The following is a 19069-nucleotide window of genomic DNA, read 5'->3' on the forward strand; positions in this document are numbered from 1 at the left end:
CTGATGACTTTTACCTTTCTCTCTCGGCCCCGATGGCGACTGGAAAACGGTGATCGCACCGTGCCGCAGGGCTATGCGGCCCTCACGCTGACCACCTTTTCCAACCTTTCCGGAGCCCGCTAATGGCGTTTACCGAACCGCTACTCGACCCACATGCACCCGGTTGGAAGCGCGATCTGCCAATGCCCGACCAAGCGCCGAGCACCGAGCCCTATCCGCCGGTGCTGTCGAATCCGCCCAACCATGTGGACCCCGTGTACCTCGAATTGCGGCGCTCTACAGCCAGCATACGAGGGACTGGGCCATGGTTTGCGATGTTATTTTTCCTGATGACTTGTTATCTATTAATGACCATCTCTCCACTTGAAGCTTGGAATGATTCTGATTGGATCGTCATTTTTTGCCTTCCCGTAACGGTCGTTATTGGTGTTTGGGGTGGTGTGTATGTTTGGCGAATGGACGTGGAAGCCCCCCGCGATGAACCCATCCGCTTCAACCGCCTGCGTCGCAAGGTCTACGTCTACCGCTTTCATCACGATGGCCTACGCCCCTTCAGTCGTACCGCCTGGGGGGTTCGCACGGAGGTCTACGACTGGGACGACCTGCGCGCCGAGGCGTGCAGCGTCTATGGTCCCATGGGCACTGGCGGCTCGATCCAGTCCGTCAGCATTGCCGTGGTGAAACCCGGCACCAACCAGGTCATCGATCGCTTCAATTTCGCCCACAGCATTCAGGAGGGCGAAATGTACTGGGCCATGGCCCTGCTGTTCATGCAGCAAGGTCCGCACGCTTTACCCCATTTCCCCCATCCTCCGCGCGACTGGAACAACGAAGACGTGAGCTTCAACCTCGCCCGCCGCCTGGCGCCCAAGGTGCAGTGGCCCGCGGACATCGACCTGGAGTCGAGGAGCGCGCCCTGATGACTTTTACCTTTCTCTCTCGGCCCCGATGGCGACTGGAAAACGGTGATCGCACTGTGCCGGAGGGCTATGCAGCCCTCACGCTGACCACCTTTGCCAAACTTTCCGGAGACCGATAATGGCCTTCATTGAACCGCTACTCGACCCTCATGCACCCGGTTGGAAGCGTGATCTGCCTACGCCCGATCAGGCGCCCAGCACCGAGCCCTATCCGCCTGTACTGTCGAATCCGCCCAACCATGTGGGCTCAATCTATCTTGAATTGCGGCGTTCTACAGTTAGAACACGAGGGGCTGGACCATGGATTGCGATGTTAGTTTTCGTACTGACTTGTTATCCACTAAGCTCTCCACTTGAAATATGGAATTCTGATTGGATCATCATTTTAATCATTCCTGCATTCCTCGTTATTGGAGTTTGGAGTGGTGTGTATATTTGGCGAATGGACGTGGACTCCCCCCGCGACGAACCCATCCGCTTCAACCGCCTGCGTCGCAAGGTCTACGTCTACCGCTTTTATCACGATGGCCTTCGCCCCTTCAGTCGAACCGCCTGGAGGGTTCGCTCTGAGATCTACGACTGGGATGACCTGCGTGCCGAGGCGTGCAGCATCTACGGTCCCATGGGCACTGGCGGCCTTATCGAAACTGTAACCCTGGCCGTGGTGAAACCCGGCACCAACCAGGTCATCGACCGCTTCCATTTTGCCCACGGCATTCAGGAGGGCGAAATGTACTGGGCCATGGCCCTGCTGTTCATGCAGCAAGGTCCGCAAGCTTTACCCCATTTCCCCCGCCCACCGCGCGACTGGAACAACGAAGACGTGAGCTTCAACCTCGCCCGCCGCCTGGCGCCCAAGGTGCAGTGGCCCGCCGACATCGATCTGGAATCGAGGACCGCGCCCTGATGACTTTTACCTTTCCTGCTCGCTTGCAGGAGGCCAAACCGCGGCCAGGGGAAGAGGACTAACAAGAGCAACAGGGATGACGGGTTCACGCGCATCCCGATTTGTAAGCAACGAACTTTAAAAATTCGCTAGGAGCGATTCATGAAAACGGTCTGGGATTATCTCAAGCGCTGGGGCCTGCTGGTCCTGCGCCAGTTCAACCAGGCGCTGCCAGTGCTGGTGCTGTTGGGCAGTGTGTTCTTGCTGATCGCCATCTGGTGGCTGGGCCCGCACTGGACCTGGCGCGAACACCAGCCGCTGGGTGAGTTGGCGATGCGGGTTTCGGCCAGTGTCGTGGTGCTGGTGGTGCCGCTGCTGATCTGGGCGTGGCGGGTGCGTAGTCGTTACCAGCGCCTGCAGCTTGAACGTCAGCATGAGGCCACGCTGCAAGCCGATCCCTGCCTGCCTTATATCGAAGCGCAGGAACGGGCACTGGACCGCAGCCTGGGCAACTTGTTGAACAACATGGAGCGTCGCCGTTCGCTCTATCAGCTGCCGTGGTATCTGGTGCTCGGAGAGGAAAATGCCGGCAAGACCAGCTTGATTACCCGTTCCAATCAGAGCTTTGCCTTGTCCCATGTGACCAAGGCCGGCTTGAGGGCGCATCAGGAGGAGCAACTTGCCTATCCGGTGGATTGGTGGATTGGTGATGAGGCGGTACTGATCGACCCGCCGGGTGAGTTTCTCAGCCACCCGGAGCCAAAGGCGGATAGCGTCGAGCAGCCGGGCAAGGTCAGGCCGGTGCTACCTGCCGAAACCCACCCGCGCTTGTGGCTGCACCTGCTGGACTGGCTGTCACGCAACCGCAGTCGTCGAGCGCTGAACGGGGTGGTGTTGGTGGTCGATGTGCAGGCGTTATTGGGACAAAGCCCCGAGCAACGCAAGGCCCGCGCGTACCTACTGCGCAAACGATTGTTTGAACTGACACGGCAGTTGGGGACGCGCTTGCCGGTGTACGTGACGCTGAGCAAGTTCGACTTGCTGGAGGGCTTCGAAGAGTTTTTCTCCAGGTTGTCGCGCAGTGGCCGCGAAGATCTGCTGGGCTTCACTTTCAGCCTGGATGCGGTCGATGATTTTGACGCCTGGCTGGCGGAACTGACCCACCAATATCAGGCCTTTGTCGCTTGCCTGAGCGAACAGATTTTTGACAGCGTCAGCGCGTCACGCACGCAGGGTGAGCGCGATCGCTTGCTGGGCCTGTTGCGTCAGATGGCGGGGCTGCGCCCGGCACTGTTTGGCTTCATGAGCGAAATGCTTGGAAGTGATCGTTTCACCACCCCGGCGCTGGTGCGAGGGCTGTATTTTTCATCTGTCATTCAGCAGGGCACCCTGAGCAACGCCTTTGTCAAAGAGGCGGGGAACGCGTATGAGCTGCCGCCTCCACCACCAGGGGTCAAACCGGCTGGGAGCACTGCCGTTTACTTTGCCCAGCAACTGTTCCAGCGGGTGATCTACCCCGAAGCGGGGTTGGCCGGCGACAACATCAAGGTAGCGCGCAACAAGCGACGGCTGCTGATCGCAGGGTTCAGCGTTGCTTGCTTGGGTTGTCTGGTGGCCATCGCGACCTGGGAGTTCTATTTCGGCATCAACCGTGACAAGGCCGCAAGTGTATTGGCCAAGAGTCAGGAGTTCAGTGGACGGGACATCGACGCCCAGATCGACACCACCGGTCGCAACTTGTTGGTCCCCCTGGACCAGATCCGCGATGCGGTGCTGGTCTATGGGGATTATCGCGAGGCCTGGCCCTTGCTTTCGGATATGGGGCTGTATCAAGGGCGGGCGATTGGTCCGACGGTGGATGAGGCTTATCTGAAACTGCTGTCCAAACGTTTCCTGCCGGCAATTGCCAGCGGTGTAGTGGGCGCAATCAATGCCGCCCCCAGCGGCAGCAATGAGCAACTGGCGGCCTTGCGTGTTTATCGCATGCTCGAAGAACGGCGAAACCGCCGCCCGGCCATCGTCGAAGAATGGGTCGCCAGGCAGTGGCAACGCGCCTATCCAGGCCAGGGTCAGTTGCAGGCGGATTTGATGAGGCATTTGGGCTACGCGTTGAAATACGCCGATGCCGATCTGCCGCATTACCGTGAGCGCATTGCCCAGGTGCAACAGCAATTGCGCGAGCTGCCCATGGCCGAACGGGTCTACATGAGCCTGAAGCAGGATGCCCTGGAGCGCTTGCATCACCCCTTGAATTTGCGCAACGAAGTGGGGCCGGCTTTCGATATCGTCTACCGTCCCCTGAACACCGATCAAGAAGGGAACGGATTGCTTTTGGCACCGCTGCTCACTGCCAAAGGTTTCAGGGACTACTTCGAGCCGGGCGCCGAGGACATTATCGAGCTTGCCATGATCGACCAGTGGGTACTCGGCGAACGGCAAAGGCTGGACTACTCGGAAGAAGACCGAAAGGTGCTGACCCAACGTATCCGCGCCTTGTACAGCGCCGACTACGTGGACAGCTGGCGACGGGCACTGAATCAGTTCGCGGTGACCGACTTTGACGACCTCAGCCATGGCGTGGCTGTGCTGGAACAAGTCACTGGACCCGCCGCGCCGCTACGGCGCTTATTGGAAACCCTACGGGACAACAGCGTGATCTATCCGTCGGTGCCGTTGGTCGAAGGGCAGGCACCGCTCACGTTGGACAAGGTGTCAGACGGCCAACAACAAGCGGCAGGGATTCGGCGCGCATTTTCCAGCCTGACGCAACTGATCTCGGCACGAGGTGAGCAGCCGTCCTATTACGAAGAAACCCTGCGTTCGGTCGGCGCGGTCTATGACTATGCCAAAGCGGTGCACGACAATCCTGCCCCTGGCAAGGCGGCGCTAAAAACCGTGCTCAATCGCTTCTCCCTGAACGGTGCCGATCCGATTGCCAACTTGCAGCGCGTCGCATTGGGCCTGCCCGAACCGCTGAACCAACAGGTGAAAAAGCTCGCCGACCAAACCTCACAAGTGCTTGTAATTGCCGCCTTGCGCGAACTGGAAAAACGCTGGGACAGTGAAATCTACAGCTTCTACCGAGACCGCCTGGCGGGTCGCTACCCATTCAAGGCCAGCGGCGAAGACGCCTCACTGGAGGACTTCGAAGCGTTCTTCGGCCCGCAAGGGCGCCTGCAACAGTTTCACGACCAGTACTTGAGCGTGTTCCTCAAGGACAACCTCGATGCCTTGTACTCCGAAAGTCTCGGCGGTTATCTGGTGCGCAGTGACGTGCTGGAGCAGCTGAAAAAGGTCGAGCGCATTCGAGACACCTTCTTCAACCACCGCGGCCATCTGGCGGTGCAACTGACCATCGAACCCATGGCTCTGAGCGCGACCCGCCTGAGCAGCATGCTCAGCGTCGATGGTCAATTGATCCCTTACCAGCATGGCGCACCGCAGCGAACAGGGCTGGTCTGGCCAAACAGCCTGGTCAGCAGCAGTGGCAGCCAACTGACTTTGGTACACAGTACCGGCAATACCGCCAGCCTGAGCTATCGGGGGCCATGGTCGTTGTTCCGTTTGCTCAGCCGCGGGCACCTCAATGGGCGGACTGAGACCAGCGTGGACCTGACGTTTGCCGTCGCCGATGGGTTGATGCGTTATCGGATTGGGGCGCAGAAGGCTAATAACCCGATAACCCAACGCAGTTTTGAAGGATTTGTGTTGCCCAGAACACTGCTGGAAGAGCGTCGACTTTGATCGACAGGATTCAAGACTGGCTCAACACATGCGCATGACCAATGGTCGAAACATGCACCGCGCTGCCCGCCGGCGGCGCGTACATGCCAGAACTGCGCACCAACAACGATCGGCCCGGTTGATCGCCGCTGGTCGATTGCTGCAACTCCACGGTCAATGTGCAGGTGTTGCCGCTGAAATCCCGGTCGGTGACCACCGCGCGGCACCCCGAGACTTCAGCATCCGAGGGCAGCAGGCTGACAAGTTGCAACTGCTCGGGTCGCAACATGATCTGCGCGGTGCTGTTGTTGCGGTGGTTGTTGACCGGAATCCGCCCCAGGTCGCAGTGAGCCCAGCCGGCTTCGATGCGCGCCGGCATGACCACCGCATCACCGAGAAACAGCGCGGTTTGTTCATCTTCCGGGTAGCGGTAAAGGTCCAGTGGGTGGCCCGACTGTACCAGGCGACCATGGCGCATCACGGCCAACTGGTCGGCGAATGACAACGCTTCGCTCTGGTCATGGGTGACCAGAATGGTGGTCACCCCGGCGTCGGCCAACAACCGCGAAACCATCTTGCGCATGGCTGCCCGCAAGCCGGTATCGAGGGCCGAAAACGGTTCGTCCAGCAACATCAAGCGTGGTTGTTGCGCCAGTGCCCGTGCCAAAGCCACCCGTTGTTGCTGGCCGCCAGACAGTTCGTGGGGCCAGCGTTCGGCCATGCTTGCATCCAGCGCCACGCTGTCCATCAGTTCGGCTACCCGCTGCTGTTTTTCATTGCCTTTGGTCGATAGGCCAAAGCCAATGTTGGCGCCCACGGTCATGTGCGGAAACAGCGCGCCGTCCTGAGGGACATAGCCGATCAAACGTTGGTGCGCTGGTACCTCATGGGTGCTGTCGACCAGGGTCTGACCATTGAGCGTCAGCCGGCCGTTATCCGGAAATTCAAAGCCGGCGATCATGCGCAGCAACGTGGTTTTGCCTGAGCCCGAAGGGCCGACAATCACCGTTCGGCTACCGCTGGGCACGGACAGGCTGACATTGTCCAGGGCTCGGTGGCTGCCGTAGGTTTTATTCAATGAGTGCAATTCAAGCGTGTTCATCGGCCAGCCGTCTTCTTGGATTGGTGATAAAGGATACCGGTCAGCGGCAGCGACAATACGATCATCAGCAAGGCATAGGGCGCTGCGGCGACGTAATCGATTTCACTGGTCATGGCCCAGAATCCGGTGGCCAATGTGCGCGTACCGTTGGGGGCGAGCAACAGGGTGGCGGTCAGTTCATTGGTGATCGCCAGGAATACCAGCGCGGCGCCCGCGGCGGCACCGGGTGCCGCCAGACGCAAGGTGATCAGCCACAATGCCCGGGCAGGCGAGCGGCCCAGGCTGCGTGCCATGTTTTCCAATTCCACGGGCGCTTGGGCGATACCGGCACGCAAGCTCACCAGGGCGCGAGGCAAGAACATCAGCAGGTAAGCCAGCAGTACGGTGATGGTGGTCTGGTAGATCGGTCGGGCGAAGTGGATGGTGACAGTCACCAGAGCCAGCGCCACGACGATGCCCGGCAACGAACTGGTGATGTAGTTGCAGCTTTCCAGGACGCGTTGCATCCGCCCCGGATAGCGAATCGACAGCCAGGCAATCGGTATCGCCGCGCAAGTCGTCAGGGCTGCGCCTGCCACGCCGAACAACAGCGTCTGTTGAAGTGCCGGCAGCAGTTCGTTCAAATCCCAGACTTGCACACCTCCGGCAATCAACCACTTGCCCAGGGTCAACAACGGAACACCCAATGCCAGGACGCAGGTGACGATCTGTAAACCCAGCGCCAGAACAGTCGCCACTATGCCCAGGCTTACGATCCGCTGTTCACGGGCACTGCCCGAGCCAACACGGGCATAACGCGCGGTGCCGCGGGATGCCGATTCCGCCGTCAACATCGCCAGGCAGCACAGTGCAAGCACGCTGGCGAGCATGTGGGCGGCAGGTCCGTTAAAGGTGGACTTGAACTGGTCGAAGATCGCCGTGGTGAAGGTGTCGAAGCGAATCATTGCGTACAGGCCGTACTCGGCCAGCAGATGCAGGCCAACCAGCAATGCACCGCCGCAAATGGCCAGCCGTAATTGTGGCAGCACCACGCGAAAGAACACTGCCCAAGGCTTGAGCCCCATGGATTCGCCGACGTCTTCAATGGCCGGATCAAGTCGGCGCAGGGTTGCGGCGACCGGCAGGTACAGGAATGGAAAGTAAGCGATGACGGAGACCAGCACCCCGGCAAACAAGCCGTGAATCGGTGGCACCAAGCTGACCCAGGCATAGCTGTGCACGAAGGCTGGCACCGCCAGCGGCGCGGTCGCCAACAGCGACCACCAGCGCCGTCCCGGCAGATTGGTGCGTTCGGTCAGCCAGGCCAGCGTCACCCCCAGCGCAATGCACAGGGGAATCGTCAGCAGCACCAGCAATACGGTGTTGACCAGCAGCTCACCGACCCGAGGCCGGAACACCAGCGTGATGACGGTCGACCAACCGGTCTGCAGGGACACGCCGATGACGTAGGCAATCGGTAGCAGCGCCAGCAGTGAAACCAGCACCGATAAACCGACCACCCACGCGCCACCGCGCCCCGCAAAGACACCGCGGGATCGTCGTCGCATGTTTGCGGGAATCGTCTCGGCGACGCCCGCAGGCAGGATTTCAGGCATCACTTAGAGCAGTCCGGCCTGAGTCATCAGCTCCACGGCTTTTTTACTGTCAAGTTTCGAGGCGTCCACTTTGGGTGCATCGAGCTGCGACAAAGGCACCAGTTTAGGGTTGGATTCAGCATCCTTGCCCACGGCATATTCAAAGGACTTGCCGTTCTTGAGGATCGCCTGGCCATCTTTGCCGGTGATCCATTTCAGGAACGCTTGCGCTTCTTCCTTGTGTTTGCTGGAGGCTAGTACGCCGCCGCCGGAGATGCTGACAAACGCACCCGGATCCTTGTGTTTGAAGTAGTGCAGGGCAGTATTTTTGCTGTTCTCACCGGTCTTGGACTGATCGACGAGGCTGTAATAGTGGTAGATCACGCCGCTGTCGATCTGCCCGGCATTCACCGCTTTAAGCACCGAACTGTTGCCACGGTAAGCGCTGAAGTTGGTTTTCATCGCCTTGAGCCATTCCAGGGTCGCGGCTTCGCCTTTCTGTTCAAGCATCGCAGCGACAATCGCCTGGAAGTCAGCACCGCCCGGCGATGCACCCCAGCGGCCTTTCCAGCTTGGCGCGGCAAGATCCATGATCGACTTGGGCAGCTGGTCTTGGGTCAGTTTGCTCGGGTTGTAGACGAACACCGTGGATCGAGCGGCGATCCCGACCCATTTGCCGTGGGCCGGGCGATAAGCGGAATCGACCTGTTCAAGGGTGGTTTTGTCGACCGGTGCAAACAGACCGGCATTGTCGACCAGCACCATGGCCGGCGAGTTCTCGGTCAGAAACACATCGGCGGGAGAGGCGGCGCCTTCCTGCACGATCTGATTGCCCATTTCGGTGTCATCGCCGTTACGCAATGTGACTGGTATCCCGGTTTCCTGGGTGAAGCCTTCAACCCAGGCCTTGGTCAGGCCTTCGTGCTGCGCGTTGTAAACCACAATACCGACGCCATCGGCTGCGTACGCCTGGCCTGCGCTCAGAAGAGCGGTGGCCAGCAGGGCTTTTTTCAGGAAAGAAGGGATTCGGGACATCATGCTGTGGCAGCTCCGGTTTTATTGGGAAACAAGCATCTGGATACGACGAGAAAGTTTGTCGATTAGTGTAGATCAATAGGAATCATTTGCATGTTTGCAGCGCGGCAAATGTAAAGGGTCAAATGAGAAAAAAACGTCAATTCATCGAACCTGCTTAACCTGTGGCAGCGTCAGGAGTTCGGGCAGGTTTTTTGTGCACTGTTTGCCGCCTGGCTGATCGCGGCGGCCAGGCGCTTGACGTTGTTTTGCTGGGCTGCCACCAGTTCATCAATGGATGGGCCGGAAGGTGTCTGCAATGTGCTGCGGCAGGAAATCAGCGTGTTTTCATCGCCGTTGACGCCACGCAGGCGCCATTTTACATCCAACAATCCGTACTGGCCGGGGATCGAGTCGAAGCGTTGTACGTCCACGCGCACCGACATCTTGCGCTGTGGATTGCTGTTGACCATCTGGTCGTCCAATGCACTACGCAACTCATCTACCAGCGTGGCGCCCCACCATTGAGTTTCGAGAATCGCCATGCCGGTGTTGCCCTGACGGACCACAATCTGTGGGCGATCGACCTGGGGCGGCACGGTGAGGCCTTCGATATGGATATCCGACGTCGATCGCGGGTTTCCACCGGGTTGGGCCGGGGTCAGGGTGTGGAACTGGATCGGGTCGCTGCGGCAGGCCGCGAGCAGTACCAGCGCAGCCGCCAACGTGAACTTCGACGCAAAAGTCATGGTGTAGCTCCTGTCATCAGTTGCGCGGTGGCGCTTTCAGGTCCATAGGTGCGGCATTCTCGGGGCGGCCACGCAACAGTGATTCGGGATGACGGCCCAGGTAATCCGACAGATCACGCAAGGATCTTGATGTGCGTCCCAGTTCGTCCAGGGTTTCCCCCAGTTTTTCCCGTTGCGGCGAATCTTCGGCCAGGGTCGAGTTGGCCGATTGCAGGGTGGTATTGGCCGATTCCAGTGTCTTGCTAACGTTCAGCAGGGTGGATTGCACGCCGGGAAGGGTCCTGGCATTGAATTGGGTCAGGGTTTTGCGCATTTCCACGAGGTTGCCATCAAGATTGCCAGCAATACGCTCCACAGGCAGCTTGTTGATCTTGTCGACCATGGCTTCGAGTTTTTCCTGCAGTTGTTCGAGGCTACCCGGAACGGTCGGGACCATGATCGGGCGTGCACTTGGATCAAAGACGACTTTCTCTGCTTTGGGGTAGAAATCCAGTGCGATGTAGAGTTGACCGGTCAGCAGGTTGCCGGTGCGGGCCTGGGCACGCAGACCGTTCTGAATGAACGTGCCGAGCACACGTATACTTGCGGCCTCGTCATTGGGGTTATGATTCAGCGCGCTGAGCATCTTGGTATGAGCCTGGCCCAATCTCTGCGGGTAGATCACGATGCCGACGTTAAGCGGGAAAGAGCGCTTTTTCTCGTCGAAATCCAGATTGATCGACACCACTTTGCCTATTTCCATGCCCAAAAATTCCACCGGGGCATCGACCTTGAGGCCGCGCAGGGCCTGGTCAAACTGCAAGGCCAGGTACTGCGGCTTGCCATTGGGCGGGGCGAGGGCGGTCTGCTGATCGTCGAACAGTTCGTAGGCATACTCTTCGGCGGCCGGTTTGTCGCCAGGGCTGTACTCTGGGGCGCGGAACGCGATGCCACCGACCAGTAACGATGACAAGGACTCGGTCTTGACCGCAAAGCCGTTGGCGCCGACGTTCACATCAATACCACTCGCGTTCCAGAACCGGGTGTTCTCGGTGACGTACTGATCGTTTGGGGCGTGGATGAACAGATCGATATTCACCCCTTTACCGTCCGGGTCCAGCGCGTAGGCCACTACCTGGCCGACCGGGATCTTGCGGTAGTAAACCGGAGAGCCGATATCCAGCGATCCCAGATCCTCGGTACGCAAGGTGAAGCGCTTGCCCGGCTCGCCGTAGGTGATCGCTGGCGGGTTCTCCAGACCCTTGAAGTTTTTCGCCCGGTTCTTGGCCTGGCCGGTATCGGCGCCAATGTAGTCCCCGGACAACAACGTATCGATCCCCGACACGCCGCCAGCGCCGATGCGCGGTCTGACTACCCAGAACTGCGAATCCTCGCGGGTGAAACTTTCGGCCTGTTTGGACAGTTTGATGGTGGCGTTGACGCTTTTCTGGTCATTGCTCAGGTCGACGTCCGTGACTTGGCCGATGACCACGTTGCGGTACTTGACCTCAGTCTTGTTCGCCGTCAGGCCATTACCGGTCTTGAAGGTCACGACGATGGTCGGGCCTTCCTGCATCATGCTGTGCACCACCAGCGATATACCCACCAGCACCGCCACGATGGGCACGATCCATACCAGCGAAATGCTGAAGCGCCGAGTCTTGATGGGGGCCTGTCCCGGGGCACGTGATTCGTTAGTGGTTTGCGACTGCATCCTTGACCTCCTGATTTTGTGGAACTTCCCGTTCGTTATCCCAAATCAACCGCGGGTCGAAACTCATCGCCGACAGCATCGTAAACACCACCACCAGACCAAAGAATAGAATGCCTGGGCGCGGCTCAATGTCGGCCAGGGCTTGAAACTTCACCAGCGAGGCCACCATGGCGACCACGACCACATCGAGCATTGACCAGTAGCCGATCACCTCGACGAAGCGGTACAGCTGCGACCGCTCTCTGCGCGCCCACGCGCTGTCGCGCTGCACAGTCACCAGTAACAAGGTGATGGCCACGAACTTGACGCCAGGCACCGCGATGCTGGCGATAAAGATGATCAAGGCGATGTCCCAGGCGCCGTGCTGCCAAAACTCAATCACGCCGCTCATGATCGTACTGTCAGCGCCGCTGCCGAGCATTTTGGTGTTCATCACCGGCAGTAAATTGGCCGGGATGTAAAACACCAGGGACGCCAGCATGTAGGCCCAGGTGCGAGTCAAGGAGTCGGTTTTGCGCCGATGCAGCGGTGCGCCGCAACGCTCGCATTCGTGCGGATGGTGGGTCACGTCGCAGGCCAGGCCGCAGGTGTGGCACAGGCATAGATTGAGTTCGTCGGCAACCGGAGGCGTTGTCATTGGATGTCCCATAATTCACGGATATCGCGGCCCGCGATGCGGATCATCATCAGGCTGAGGATCGCCAGGGCAAACAGGCCAATGCCCGGCAACACGTCCAGCAACCCGGCGAGTTTGATCACGGCGACCATCGCACCCAGCAAACACACTTCCAGCATGCTCCAGGGCCTGAGGGTTTCCAGCCAGCGCATGCAGAATTTGAAGGCAGGTGCGCGTCGGTTGGAGAGGGCGTAACCCAAGACCCAGATCAGCAGCGCCAGCTGAATGATGGGCGCGATGATCATGGCGATCGCCGCGACCATCGCGATGAAGGTGATGGGGCCAAGACTCAATGCCAGCACCGAGTCCCAGAGGGTGGCGCTGTTCTTGAGGCCTTTGAGGCTGATGCTCATGACCGGATAGAAGTTGGCAAAAATCCACAGCATCAAGGCGGTGAAGGTCAGCGCCAGGCGCTGCTCCACGGTCAGGCCGTTATAGCGCTGAAGTACGCCGCCGCAGCGCGTACACAGGGTTTTCTGATGTTTGGCGAGCGTCACTTTTTCGAAAACGCAGTCACAGTGCTCGCAGATGATCAATTGGTCTGTCGTTGCCATGGGCCAGGCTCGATGAATGCAGAATTGATGAGCACCCCCTCAATATAGAAGTGACTTGCAATTGAGCAAATCGAAACACTGATCGAACTACGGACCGGCGGATAATTTGATCGTTCCCACGCTCTGCGTGGGAATGCAGCCCGTGACGCTCTGCGTCACAAGAATGGTCTCCTTACCTAAGTGGTGAGGCTGGAACGCGGAGCGTCCCGTGAGGCATTCCCACGCAGAGCGTGGGAACGATCAATCAACCGAGCACTTCGCGCATCCGGTACCACAGCATGCCGAGGGCCAGCAGTGGCGAGCGCAGGGCGCGACCGCCGGGGAAGGTCATGTGCGGCACGGCGCTGAACACGTCGAAGCCCTGACTGTGGCCGGCATGGATCGCCTCGCCCAGCAGTTTGGCGCACCAGTGCGTCACGTTCAGGCCATGCCCCGAATAGCCCTGGGCGTAAAACACGTTCGGGTGCTGGCTCAAACGCCCGACCTGCGGGAAACGATTGGCGGTGATGCCGATCTTGCCGCCCCATTGATAATCGATACGCACGTTCGCCAGCTGCGGGAAGACCTTGAGCATTTGCGGTCGCATGTACGCCGTAATGTCTTTGGGATCACGCCCGGAATAATGGCAGGCGCCTCCGAACAACAGGCGACGGTCCGCCGAAAGCCGGTAGTAATCCAGGCCGACTTTCTGGTCGCACAGCGCCAGGTTGTGCGGGATCAGCTGCGCCGCCAGCTCCGGCGACAGGGGTTCGGTGGCAATGATGTAGCTGCCGGCCGGAAGCACCTTGCCGCTGAGTTTCGGTTCCAGTTCTTCAAGGTGTGCATTGCAGGCCAGCACCAGACTGCCGGCGCGAACCGTACCGCCAGCACAGCGCACTTGCACGGTGTTGCCGTGGATCAACTCCAGCACCGGGCTTTGTTCGAAGATCTTCACGCCAAGGGACTGCGCGAGCCTGGCTTCACCGAGCACCAGATTCAGCGGATGCAGATGCCCCGAGCCCATGTCGACCAGGCCACCGGCATACACGCCTGAATTAACCACCTGTTGACGGATCTGTTCCGGTTCCACCAGGCGGGTTTCATGGGCATACCCCGATTCCTTGAGCTGTGCGTACTCGCTCTTCAACCCGGCGAACTGCGCCGGGGTGTTGGCGAGTTCGCAGAACCCCCAGCGCAGGTCGCAATCGATGCCGTGTTCGCGGATACGATTGCCCACCACCTGCACCGATTCGATGCCAGCGTGCTCCAGATACCGCACGCCTTCGGCACCGATGTGCCTGGCGAAACCGCTGACATCGTGGCCGATGCCGCGAATCAGCTGACCACCATTGCGCCCGCTGGCGCCCCAGCCAATTCGCCGAGCCTCCAGCAAGATCACTGAGAGTCCGCGCTGGGCCAGTTCGATGGCCGTGTTGATACCGGTGAAGCCACCGCCAACCACGCAGACGTCGGCCACGAGGTCAGCAGTCAGCTCAGGAAGGTCCGCCATGCCATGGGCCGAAGCGGCGTAATAGGAGCGCGTGTGTTCCTGTGTGTATTGATTCATTTGTTGGACTTCACTTTGCTCCAGGAACGGGTCATCAGGCGCATGATCGACTGGGGCGGGGTGGTGGAGATGTAGAGCTTGTCGAGCACTTCCTGAGGTGGGTACACCTCCGGATTGTTCACCAGTTCAGGGTCCATGTACTGCTTGGCGGCCGGGTTCGGGTTGGCATAGCCGACCGAGGCGCTGACCTTGGCGATCACTTGCGGGTCGAGCAGGTAATTGATGAAGGCGTGGGCTTCTTTCGGGTTGCTGGCATCGGCGGGAATGGCCAGCAGGTCGAACCACAGGTTCGCGCCTTCCTTGGGAATGGCATAGGCAATGTTCACGCCGTTTTTGGCTTCCTTGGCGCGGTTGGCGGCCTGGAACACGTCGCCCGAGTACCCGAAGGCTACGCAGATGTCGCCATTGGCCAGGTCCGAGACATATTTGGAAGAGTGGAAATAGGTGACGTAGGGCCGAACGCTGAGCAGCTTGGCTTCGGCTTTCTTGTAGTCTTCGGGGTTCTCGCTGCGCGGGTCCATGCCCATGTAGTTCAGTACGGCCGGGAACACTTCATCGGCCGAATCCATCACCGACACGCCACACTGGCTGAGTTTCTTGATGTTTTCCGGTTCGAACAGCACGGCCCAGGAATCGATGCGGTCGATGCCCAGCACTTGCTTGACCTTGTCGACGTTGTAACCAATGCCGTTGGTGCCCCACAGGTACGGGATCGAGTGCTCGTTACCAGGATCGTTTTTCTCAAGCAGGGCCAGCAGCTTCGGGTCGAGGTTCTTGAAGTTCGGCAGTTGCTCGCGGTCTAGTTTGAGAAAGGCGCCGGCCTTCACCTGACGGGCCAGGAAGTGGTTGGACGGCACCACCACGTCATAGCCGGTGCGCCCGGCGAGCAGCTTGCCTTCCAGGGTTTCGTTGGAGTCGAAAACGTCGTAGATCACCTTGATCCCGGTTTTGGCCTGGAAGTCGGCGAGGGTGGTTTCACCGATGTAGTCGGTCCAGTTGTACACGCTGACCTGGGGTTGAGCCTGGGCAACGGCGCTGAACAGAGTCGCCAGTGCGACCGGGGCTATGGATTTCAATAGACGCATATCGATACCTTCTTGGAATTGATCGTTCCCACGCTCTGCGTGGGAATGCAGCCCGGGACGCTCTGCGTTCCCTTCCAGAGCTGGAACGCGGAGCGTCCCTTGTGGCATTCCCACGCGGAGCGTAGGAACGATCAGTAGTTGGTTTTTTGTTGTTTTAGACGCTGAGCATCAGGAACTCACGCTCCCAGGAGCTGATCACCCGTTTGAAGTTTTCGTGCTCGGCGCGCTTGACCGCGACATACCCGCGCACGAACTTGTCGCCCAGGTAACGGCTAATGGTGTCGCACTCTTCCATCTGGGTCAGGGCGTCTTCGATGGTGATTGGCAGGCGCAGGTTGCGGCGCTCATAGGCGCGGCCCTGTACGGCGGCGCTCGGTTCGATGCGCTCGACCATGCCAAGAAAACCACACAGCAGACTGGCAGCGATGGCCAGATACGGGTTGGCGTCGGCACCCGGCAAGCGGTTTTCCACGCGCATGGCTTCCGGGCTGGAAGTCGGTACACGCAGGCCGACGGTGCGGTTTTCTTCACCCCATTCGACGTTCACCGGCGCTGAGGTGTCAGGCAGGAAGCGGCGGAACGAGTTGACGTTCGGTGCGAACATCGGCAGCACTTTCGGAATGTACTTTTGCAGCCCGCCGATGTAGTGCAGGAACAACTCGCTCATGTTGCCATCGGCATCGGCAAACACTGGCTTGCCGGTGGCGATGTCGACCACGCTCTGGTGGATGTGCATGGCGCTGCCTGGCTCATCGCCGACCGGCTTGGCCATGAACGTCGCGGCGACGTTGTGCTTGAGCGCGGCCTCACGCATGGTGCGTTTGAACACGGTGATCTGGTCGGCCAGGTCGAGTGCGTTGCCGTGGCGGAAGTTGATTTCCATCTGCGCCGGGCCGTCTTCGTGGATCAGCGTGTCGAGGTCCAGACCCTGCAGTTCGCACCAGTCATAGACGTCTTCGAACAGTGGGTCGAATTCGTTGGCGGCATCGATGGAGAACGACTGACGACCGCTTTCGGCACGACCGGAACGGCCCATCGGCGCCTTGAGTGGCAAGTCCGGGTCTTCGCAGCGCTGGGTCAGGTAGAACTCCATTTCCGGTGCGACGATTGGCCTCCAGCCTTTGTCGGTGTATAGCTGCAAGACTTTCTTCAGTACGTTACGCGGCGACAATTCAATCGGATTGCCGAACTTGTCGAAGGTGTCGTGAATCACGATGGCGGTCGGCTCGATCGCCCAAGGCACGACGTACACTGCATCGGATACCGGCTTGCAGACCATGTCGATATCCGCCGGGTCAAGCAGGTCGTAGTAGATGTCGTCGTCGACAAAGTCCCCGGTTACCGTTTGCAAAAGCACACTTTCCGGCAGGCGCATGCCTCGCTCATGCAGGAACTTGTTGGTGGGTGCAATTTTGCCGCGTGCAATGCCGGTCAGGTCGCTGACGACGCACTCGACTTCGGTAATCTTGTGATCTTTCAGCCAAGTGAACAGCTGATCGAAAGGGACATTCATAAAGACCTCGTTATTGGTTTTATTAACGCCAGGCAAAGCCGGTTTCATCGATCCGACACTTCCCCTGTAGCGCGTTGACGACTATCTTGGGCGAGCCTCACGCTTCCATCTATCCACTTTAAGCAGCACAAAGCGCACCAAAAGAGTGCGTAAGGTCACCCATGTCGACGTGCAATTCACTGCAGGTTCAAGCGTTCAATACCGCCGATGTCGCCGAGCAAATCCGTGCCACGCCGGGCTGGACCCAGCATTACCAACAGATGTCGCCAGGGCATTTCGCCGGCCTTGTGCGCTATCTGGATCTGCAGGGCGTTGAGATTTACGAAGAACACATGAATACCCGGGTCGAGCAGAATTTCAGCGCGCCCCAGGGTTCGTTGGCGTTCTGTTTCGATCGCAGCGACAACGCGCTGTATGTGTTGAATGGCGAAAGCCGCAACATCTGGATTACCCCGGAGAACTACCAGGAAATTGCCGTGGTGTTCGGCCCGGAGTTTGTCCAGCGTCATGCGCTGGATGTCGCCAGGCTCGAAGGCCTGTTCATGGCGCCACTCAATTCGCAGCAAAACGCGCTGTTCAGTCGCTGGCTCAGCGGTACGTTGACGCGGTTGTCGCAGACGTTCGATCCGCCGAGCCGCGAAGCGCTAACTCAGCAATTGCTGGACGATTGCCTGTTTATCCTCGACAACGCCTGCGTGTGCCTGGACCAGGGCGCATTGCATCGCCGGGCCGGGGAACGGGCGATCATGAAGCGGGTAGGGGAATGGGCGGCGGATACCCCGGAAGAACACCTCAACTTGTTGGAACTGTCCCAGGTTGCCGGTGTTTCACTGCGTCAGTTGCAGCATGCATTCAAGACCTTCACCGGCATGGCGCCGACCCAATGGCTGCGCCTGCGCCGGCTCAACAGTGCGCGGCGTGAACTGCTCGCCAGCACGCCGACACAAACCACCGTGGCCGAAGTGGCGATGCACTGGTCGTTCTGGCATTTGGGACGGTTTTCCAGCAGCTATCGTGCGTTGTTCCAGGAGTTGCCGAGCGACACGCTCAAACGCGCGAGTACCGCTCAAGCCAGCGGGCGTGGCCGACGTTAGAACGTCGGCGGCGTGATCACCCAGATCACCACCGCATCCACTTCGCCAGGGTTGCCGTAGCGGTGCGGCTCCTGGCTGGAGAAGCTGAAGCTGTCGCCTTCGTTGAGCTGGAAATAACGCTCGCCAACCCACAATTCGAATTGGCCGGATAACAGGTACCCGGCTTCTTCGCCTTCGTGGCTGTAGCTTTGCTGGCTGTAGGTACCCGGCGGGAAACGCGAGTGGAGCATTTCCAGTTGCTGGTTGGGTTGTGGCGTCAGCAGTTGATCGACGATGCCGTCTTCGTAATGGACGCTCAGGCGGCTGTTCTTGCGCACCACAATGCCCTCATCTTCGGGAGCGGTGTTGGCTTCGCTGGCAAAAAACCACTGGATGGTCACGCCCAAGCTGCGGGCAATGTTGAACAGCGCCGGAATCGATGGATAAGCGAGGTTGCGTTCCAGCTGGCTGATGTAGCCCGCGGTCAGTTCACTTTGTTGCGCCAGTTCCGCCAGGGTCATGCCCCGGCGTTTGCGCAGGCCGCGAATCCGGGTGCCGAGAAAGTGGGGTTCGGCGGGCTGTGTCTTGCTGCTGTTGCTCATGGTCAATTCCGAACCAAAGGCTACTTCGATCCCCTGTAGGAGCTGCCGCAGGCTGCGATCTTTCGCTTTTAGCAGGCCCCGATGCGAAACCCGAACCGCGGAAAATGCACATGCACCCAACCGCCGCGCTCATCTTTACGACGCAGGATCAATTCCTCGCGACCGGCGAACAGCAGCTCCCCCGCTACCGGATCAACGCCATAGTCAGTCGCGGCAATCACCACTTGCTGACCGGCCTGGAACCCGTTCGGATCGGCAAACTGCTCGTCCGGCAGATCCGCCGGCGTGGCATTGCGCGCCACCTCCAGGGCCTCTTCAGACGTCATCTCGCTCGGCGCACCGTGACCGAATCCCAGTAC

The 19069-nt window shown here is 59.4% G+C and carries 15 protein-coding genes and 1 pseudogene; 4 read left to right on the top strand and 12 right to left on the bottom strand.

Translation table 11 applies throughout. The features are described 5' to 3' along the window. Positions 1-347 precede the first annotated feature (347 nt). The 3 genes from ACRESJ_RS23960 (at position 348) to tssM (ending at position 5550) form a co-directional block, all read left to right on the top strand. On the top strand, positions 348-920 hold the full coding sequence (locus ACRESJ_RS23960; protein ID WP_431760137.1) for a DUF6708 domain-containing protein: 573 nt from the start codon (positions 348-350) through the stop codon (positions 918-920). A gap of 310 nt (positions 921-1230) precedes the next feature. After that, positions 1231-1827 carry a DUF6708 domain-containing protein gene (locus ACRESJ_RS23965; protein WP_431760138.1) on the top strand — a complete coding sequence of 199 codons (597 nt, stop codon included), beginning with the start codon at positions 1231-1233 and terminating at the stop codon, positions 1825-1827. Between the two features lie 141 nt (positions 1828-1968). Beyond that, the gene (tssM, locus tag ACRESJ_RS23970; protein WP_431760124.1) at positions 1969-5550 is read left to right on the top strand and encodes a type VI secretion system membrane subunit TssM; all 3582 of its coding nucleotides are present in this window, start codon (positions 1969-1971) and stop codon (positions 5548-5550) included. A gap of 10 nt (positions 5551-5560) precedes the next feature. On the opposite strand, the gene ACRESJ_RS23975 is transcribed toward tssM, so the two are convergent. The 10 genes from ACRESJ_RS23975 to ACRESJ_RS24020 form a co-directional block, all read right to left on the bottom strand. Then, positions 5561-6631 (bottom strand): ABC transporter ATP-binding protein, encoded by a 1071-nt coding sequence (locus ACRESJ_RS23975; RefSeq protein ID WP_431760125.1) that lies wholly within the window; start codon positions 6629-6631, stop codon positions 5561-5563. Beyond that, on the bottom strand, positions 6628-8226 hold the full coding sequence (locus ACRESJ_RS23980; RefSeq protein WP_431760126.1) for an ABC transporter permease: 1599 nt from the start codon (positions 8224-8226) through the stop codon (positions 6628-6630). The genes ACRESJ_RS23975 and ACRESJ_RS23980 overlap by 4 nt, the downstream gene beginning before the upstream one ends. Before the next feature lie 3 nt (positions 8227-8229). Continuing rightward, the gene (locus tag ACRESJ_RS23985; RefSeq protein WP_431760127.1) at positions 8230-9243 is read right to left on the bottom strand and encodes an iron ABC transporter substrate-binding protein; all 1014 of its coding nucleotides are present in this window, start codon (positions 9241-9243) and stop codon (positions 8230-8232) included. A gap of 170 nt (positions 9244-9413) precedes the next feature. Then, positions 9414-9968 (bottom strand): PqiC family protein, encoded by a 555-nt coding sequence (locus tag ACRESJ_RS23990; protein ID WP_431760128.1) that lies wholly within the window; start codon positions 9966-9968, stop codon positions 9414-9416. 16 nt (positions 9969-9984) lie between these two features. Continuing rightward, positions 9985-11661: an intermembrane transport protein PqiB gene (locus ACRESJ_RS23995; protein WP_431760129.1), complete on the bottom strand. Its 1677-nt coding sequence runs from the start codon at positions 11659-11661 to the stop codon at positions 9985-9987. Beyond that, on the bottom strand, positions 11642-12298 hold the full coding sequence (locus tag ACRESJ_RS24000) for a paraquat-inducible protein A (protein WP_431760130.1): 657 nt from the start codon (positions 12296-12298) through the stop codon (positions 11642-11644). The genes ACRESJ_RS23995 and ACRESJ_RS24000 overlap by 20 nt, the downstream gene beginning before the upstream one ends. Then, on the bottom strand, positions 12295-12891 hold the full coding sequence (locus ACRESJ_RS24005) for a paraquat-inducible protein A (protein ID WP_431760131.1): 597 nt from the start codon (positions 12889-12891) through the stop codon (positions 12295-12297). The genes ACRESJ_RS24000 and ACRESJ_RS24005 overlap by 4 nt, the downstream gene beginning before the upstream one ends. A 244-nt stretch (positions 12892-13135) precedes the next feature. Continuing rightward, positions 13136-14437, bottom strand: coding sequence for an NAD(P)/FAD-dependent oxidoreductase (locus ACRESJ_RS24010; RefSeq protein ID WP_431760132.1), 1302 nt, complete (start codon positions 14435-14437; stop codon positions 13136-13138). Continuing rightward, complete coding sequence (locus ACRESJ_RS24015) at positions 14434-15522, bottom strand: polyamine ABC transporter substrate-binding protein (RefSeq protein WP_431760133.1); 1089 nt, start codon at positions 15520-15522, stop codon at positions 14434-14436. The genes ACRESJ_RS24010 and ACRESJ_RS24015 overlap by 4 nt, the downstream gene beginning before the upstream one ends. A gap of 154 nt (positions 15523-15676) precedes the next feature. Continuing rightward, positions 15677-17035: a glutamine synthetase family protein gene (locus ACRESJ_RS24020; protein ID WP_431760134.1), complete on the bottom strand. Its 1359-nt coding sequence runs from the start codon at positions 17033-17035 to the stop codon at positions 15677-15679. A 161-nt stretch (positions 17036-17196) separates the two neighbouring features. Here ACRESJ_RS24020 and ACRESJ_RS24025 point away from each other — a divergent pair, with 161 nt between their 5' ends. Then, on the top strand, positions 17197-18129 hold the full coding sequence (locus ACRESJ_RS24025; RefSeq protein WP_431760135.1) for a helix-turn-helix domain-containing protein: 933 nt from the start codon (positions 17197-17199) through the stop codon (positions 18127-18129). Here the strand turns inward: ACRESJ_RS24025 and ACRESJ_RS24030 are convergent. Next, positions 18126-18710, bottom strand: a complete 585-nt coding sequence (locus ACRESJ_RS24030) for a cupin domain-containing protein (protein WP_431760136.1) — start codon at positions 18708-18710, stop codon at positions 18126-18128. The genes ACRESJ_RS24025 and ACRESJ_RS24030 overlap by 4 nt on opposite strands. Positions 18711-18778: 68 nt before the next feature. Next, positions 18779-19069, bottom strand: a pseudogene (locus tag ACRESJ_RS24035) (glutathione S-transferase family protein); the annotation flags it as partial.

The organism is Pseudomonas sp., assembly GCF_050739655.1.
Taxonomy (GTDB): Bacteria; Pseudomonadota; Gammaproteobacteria; order Pseudomonadales; family Pseudomonadaceae; genus Aquipseudomonas.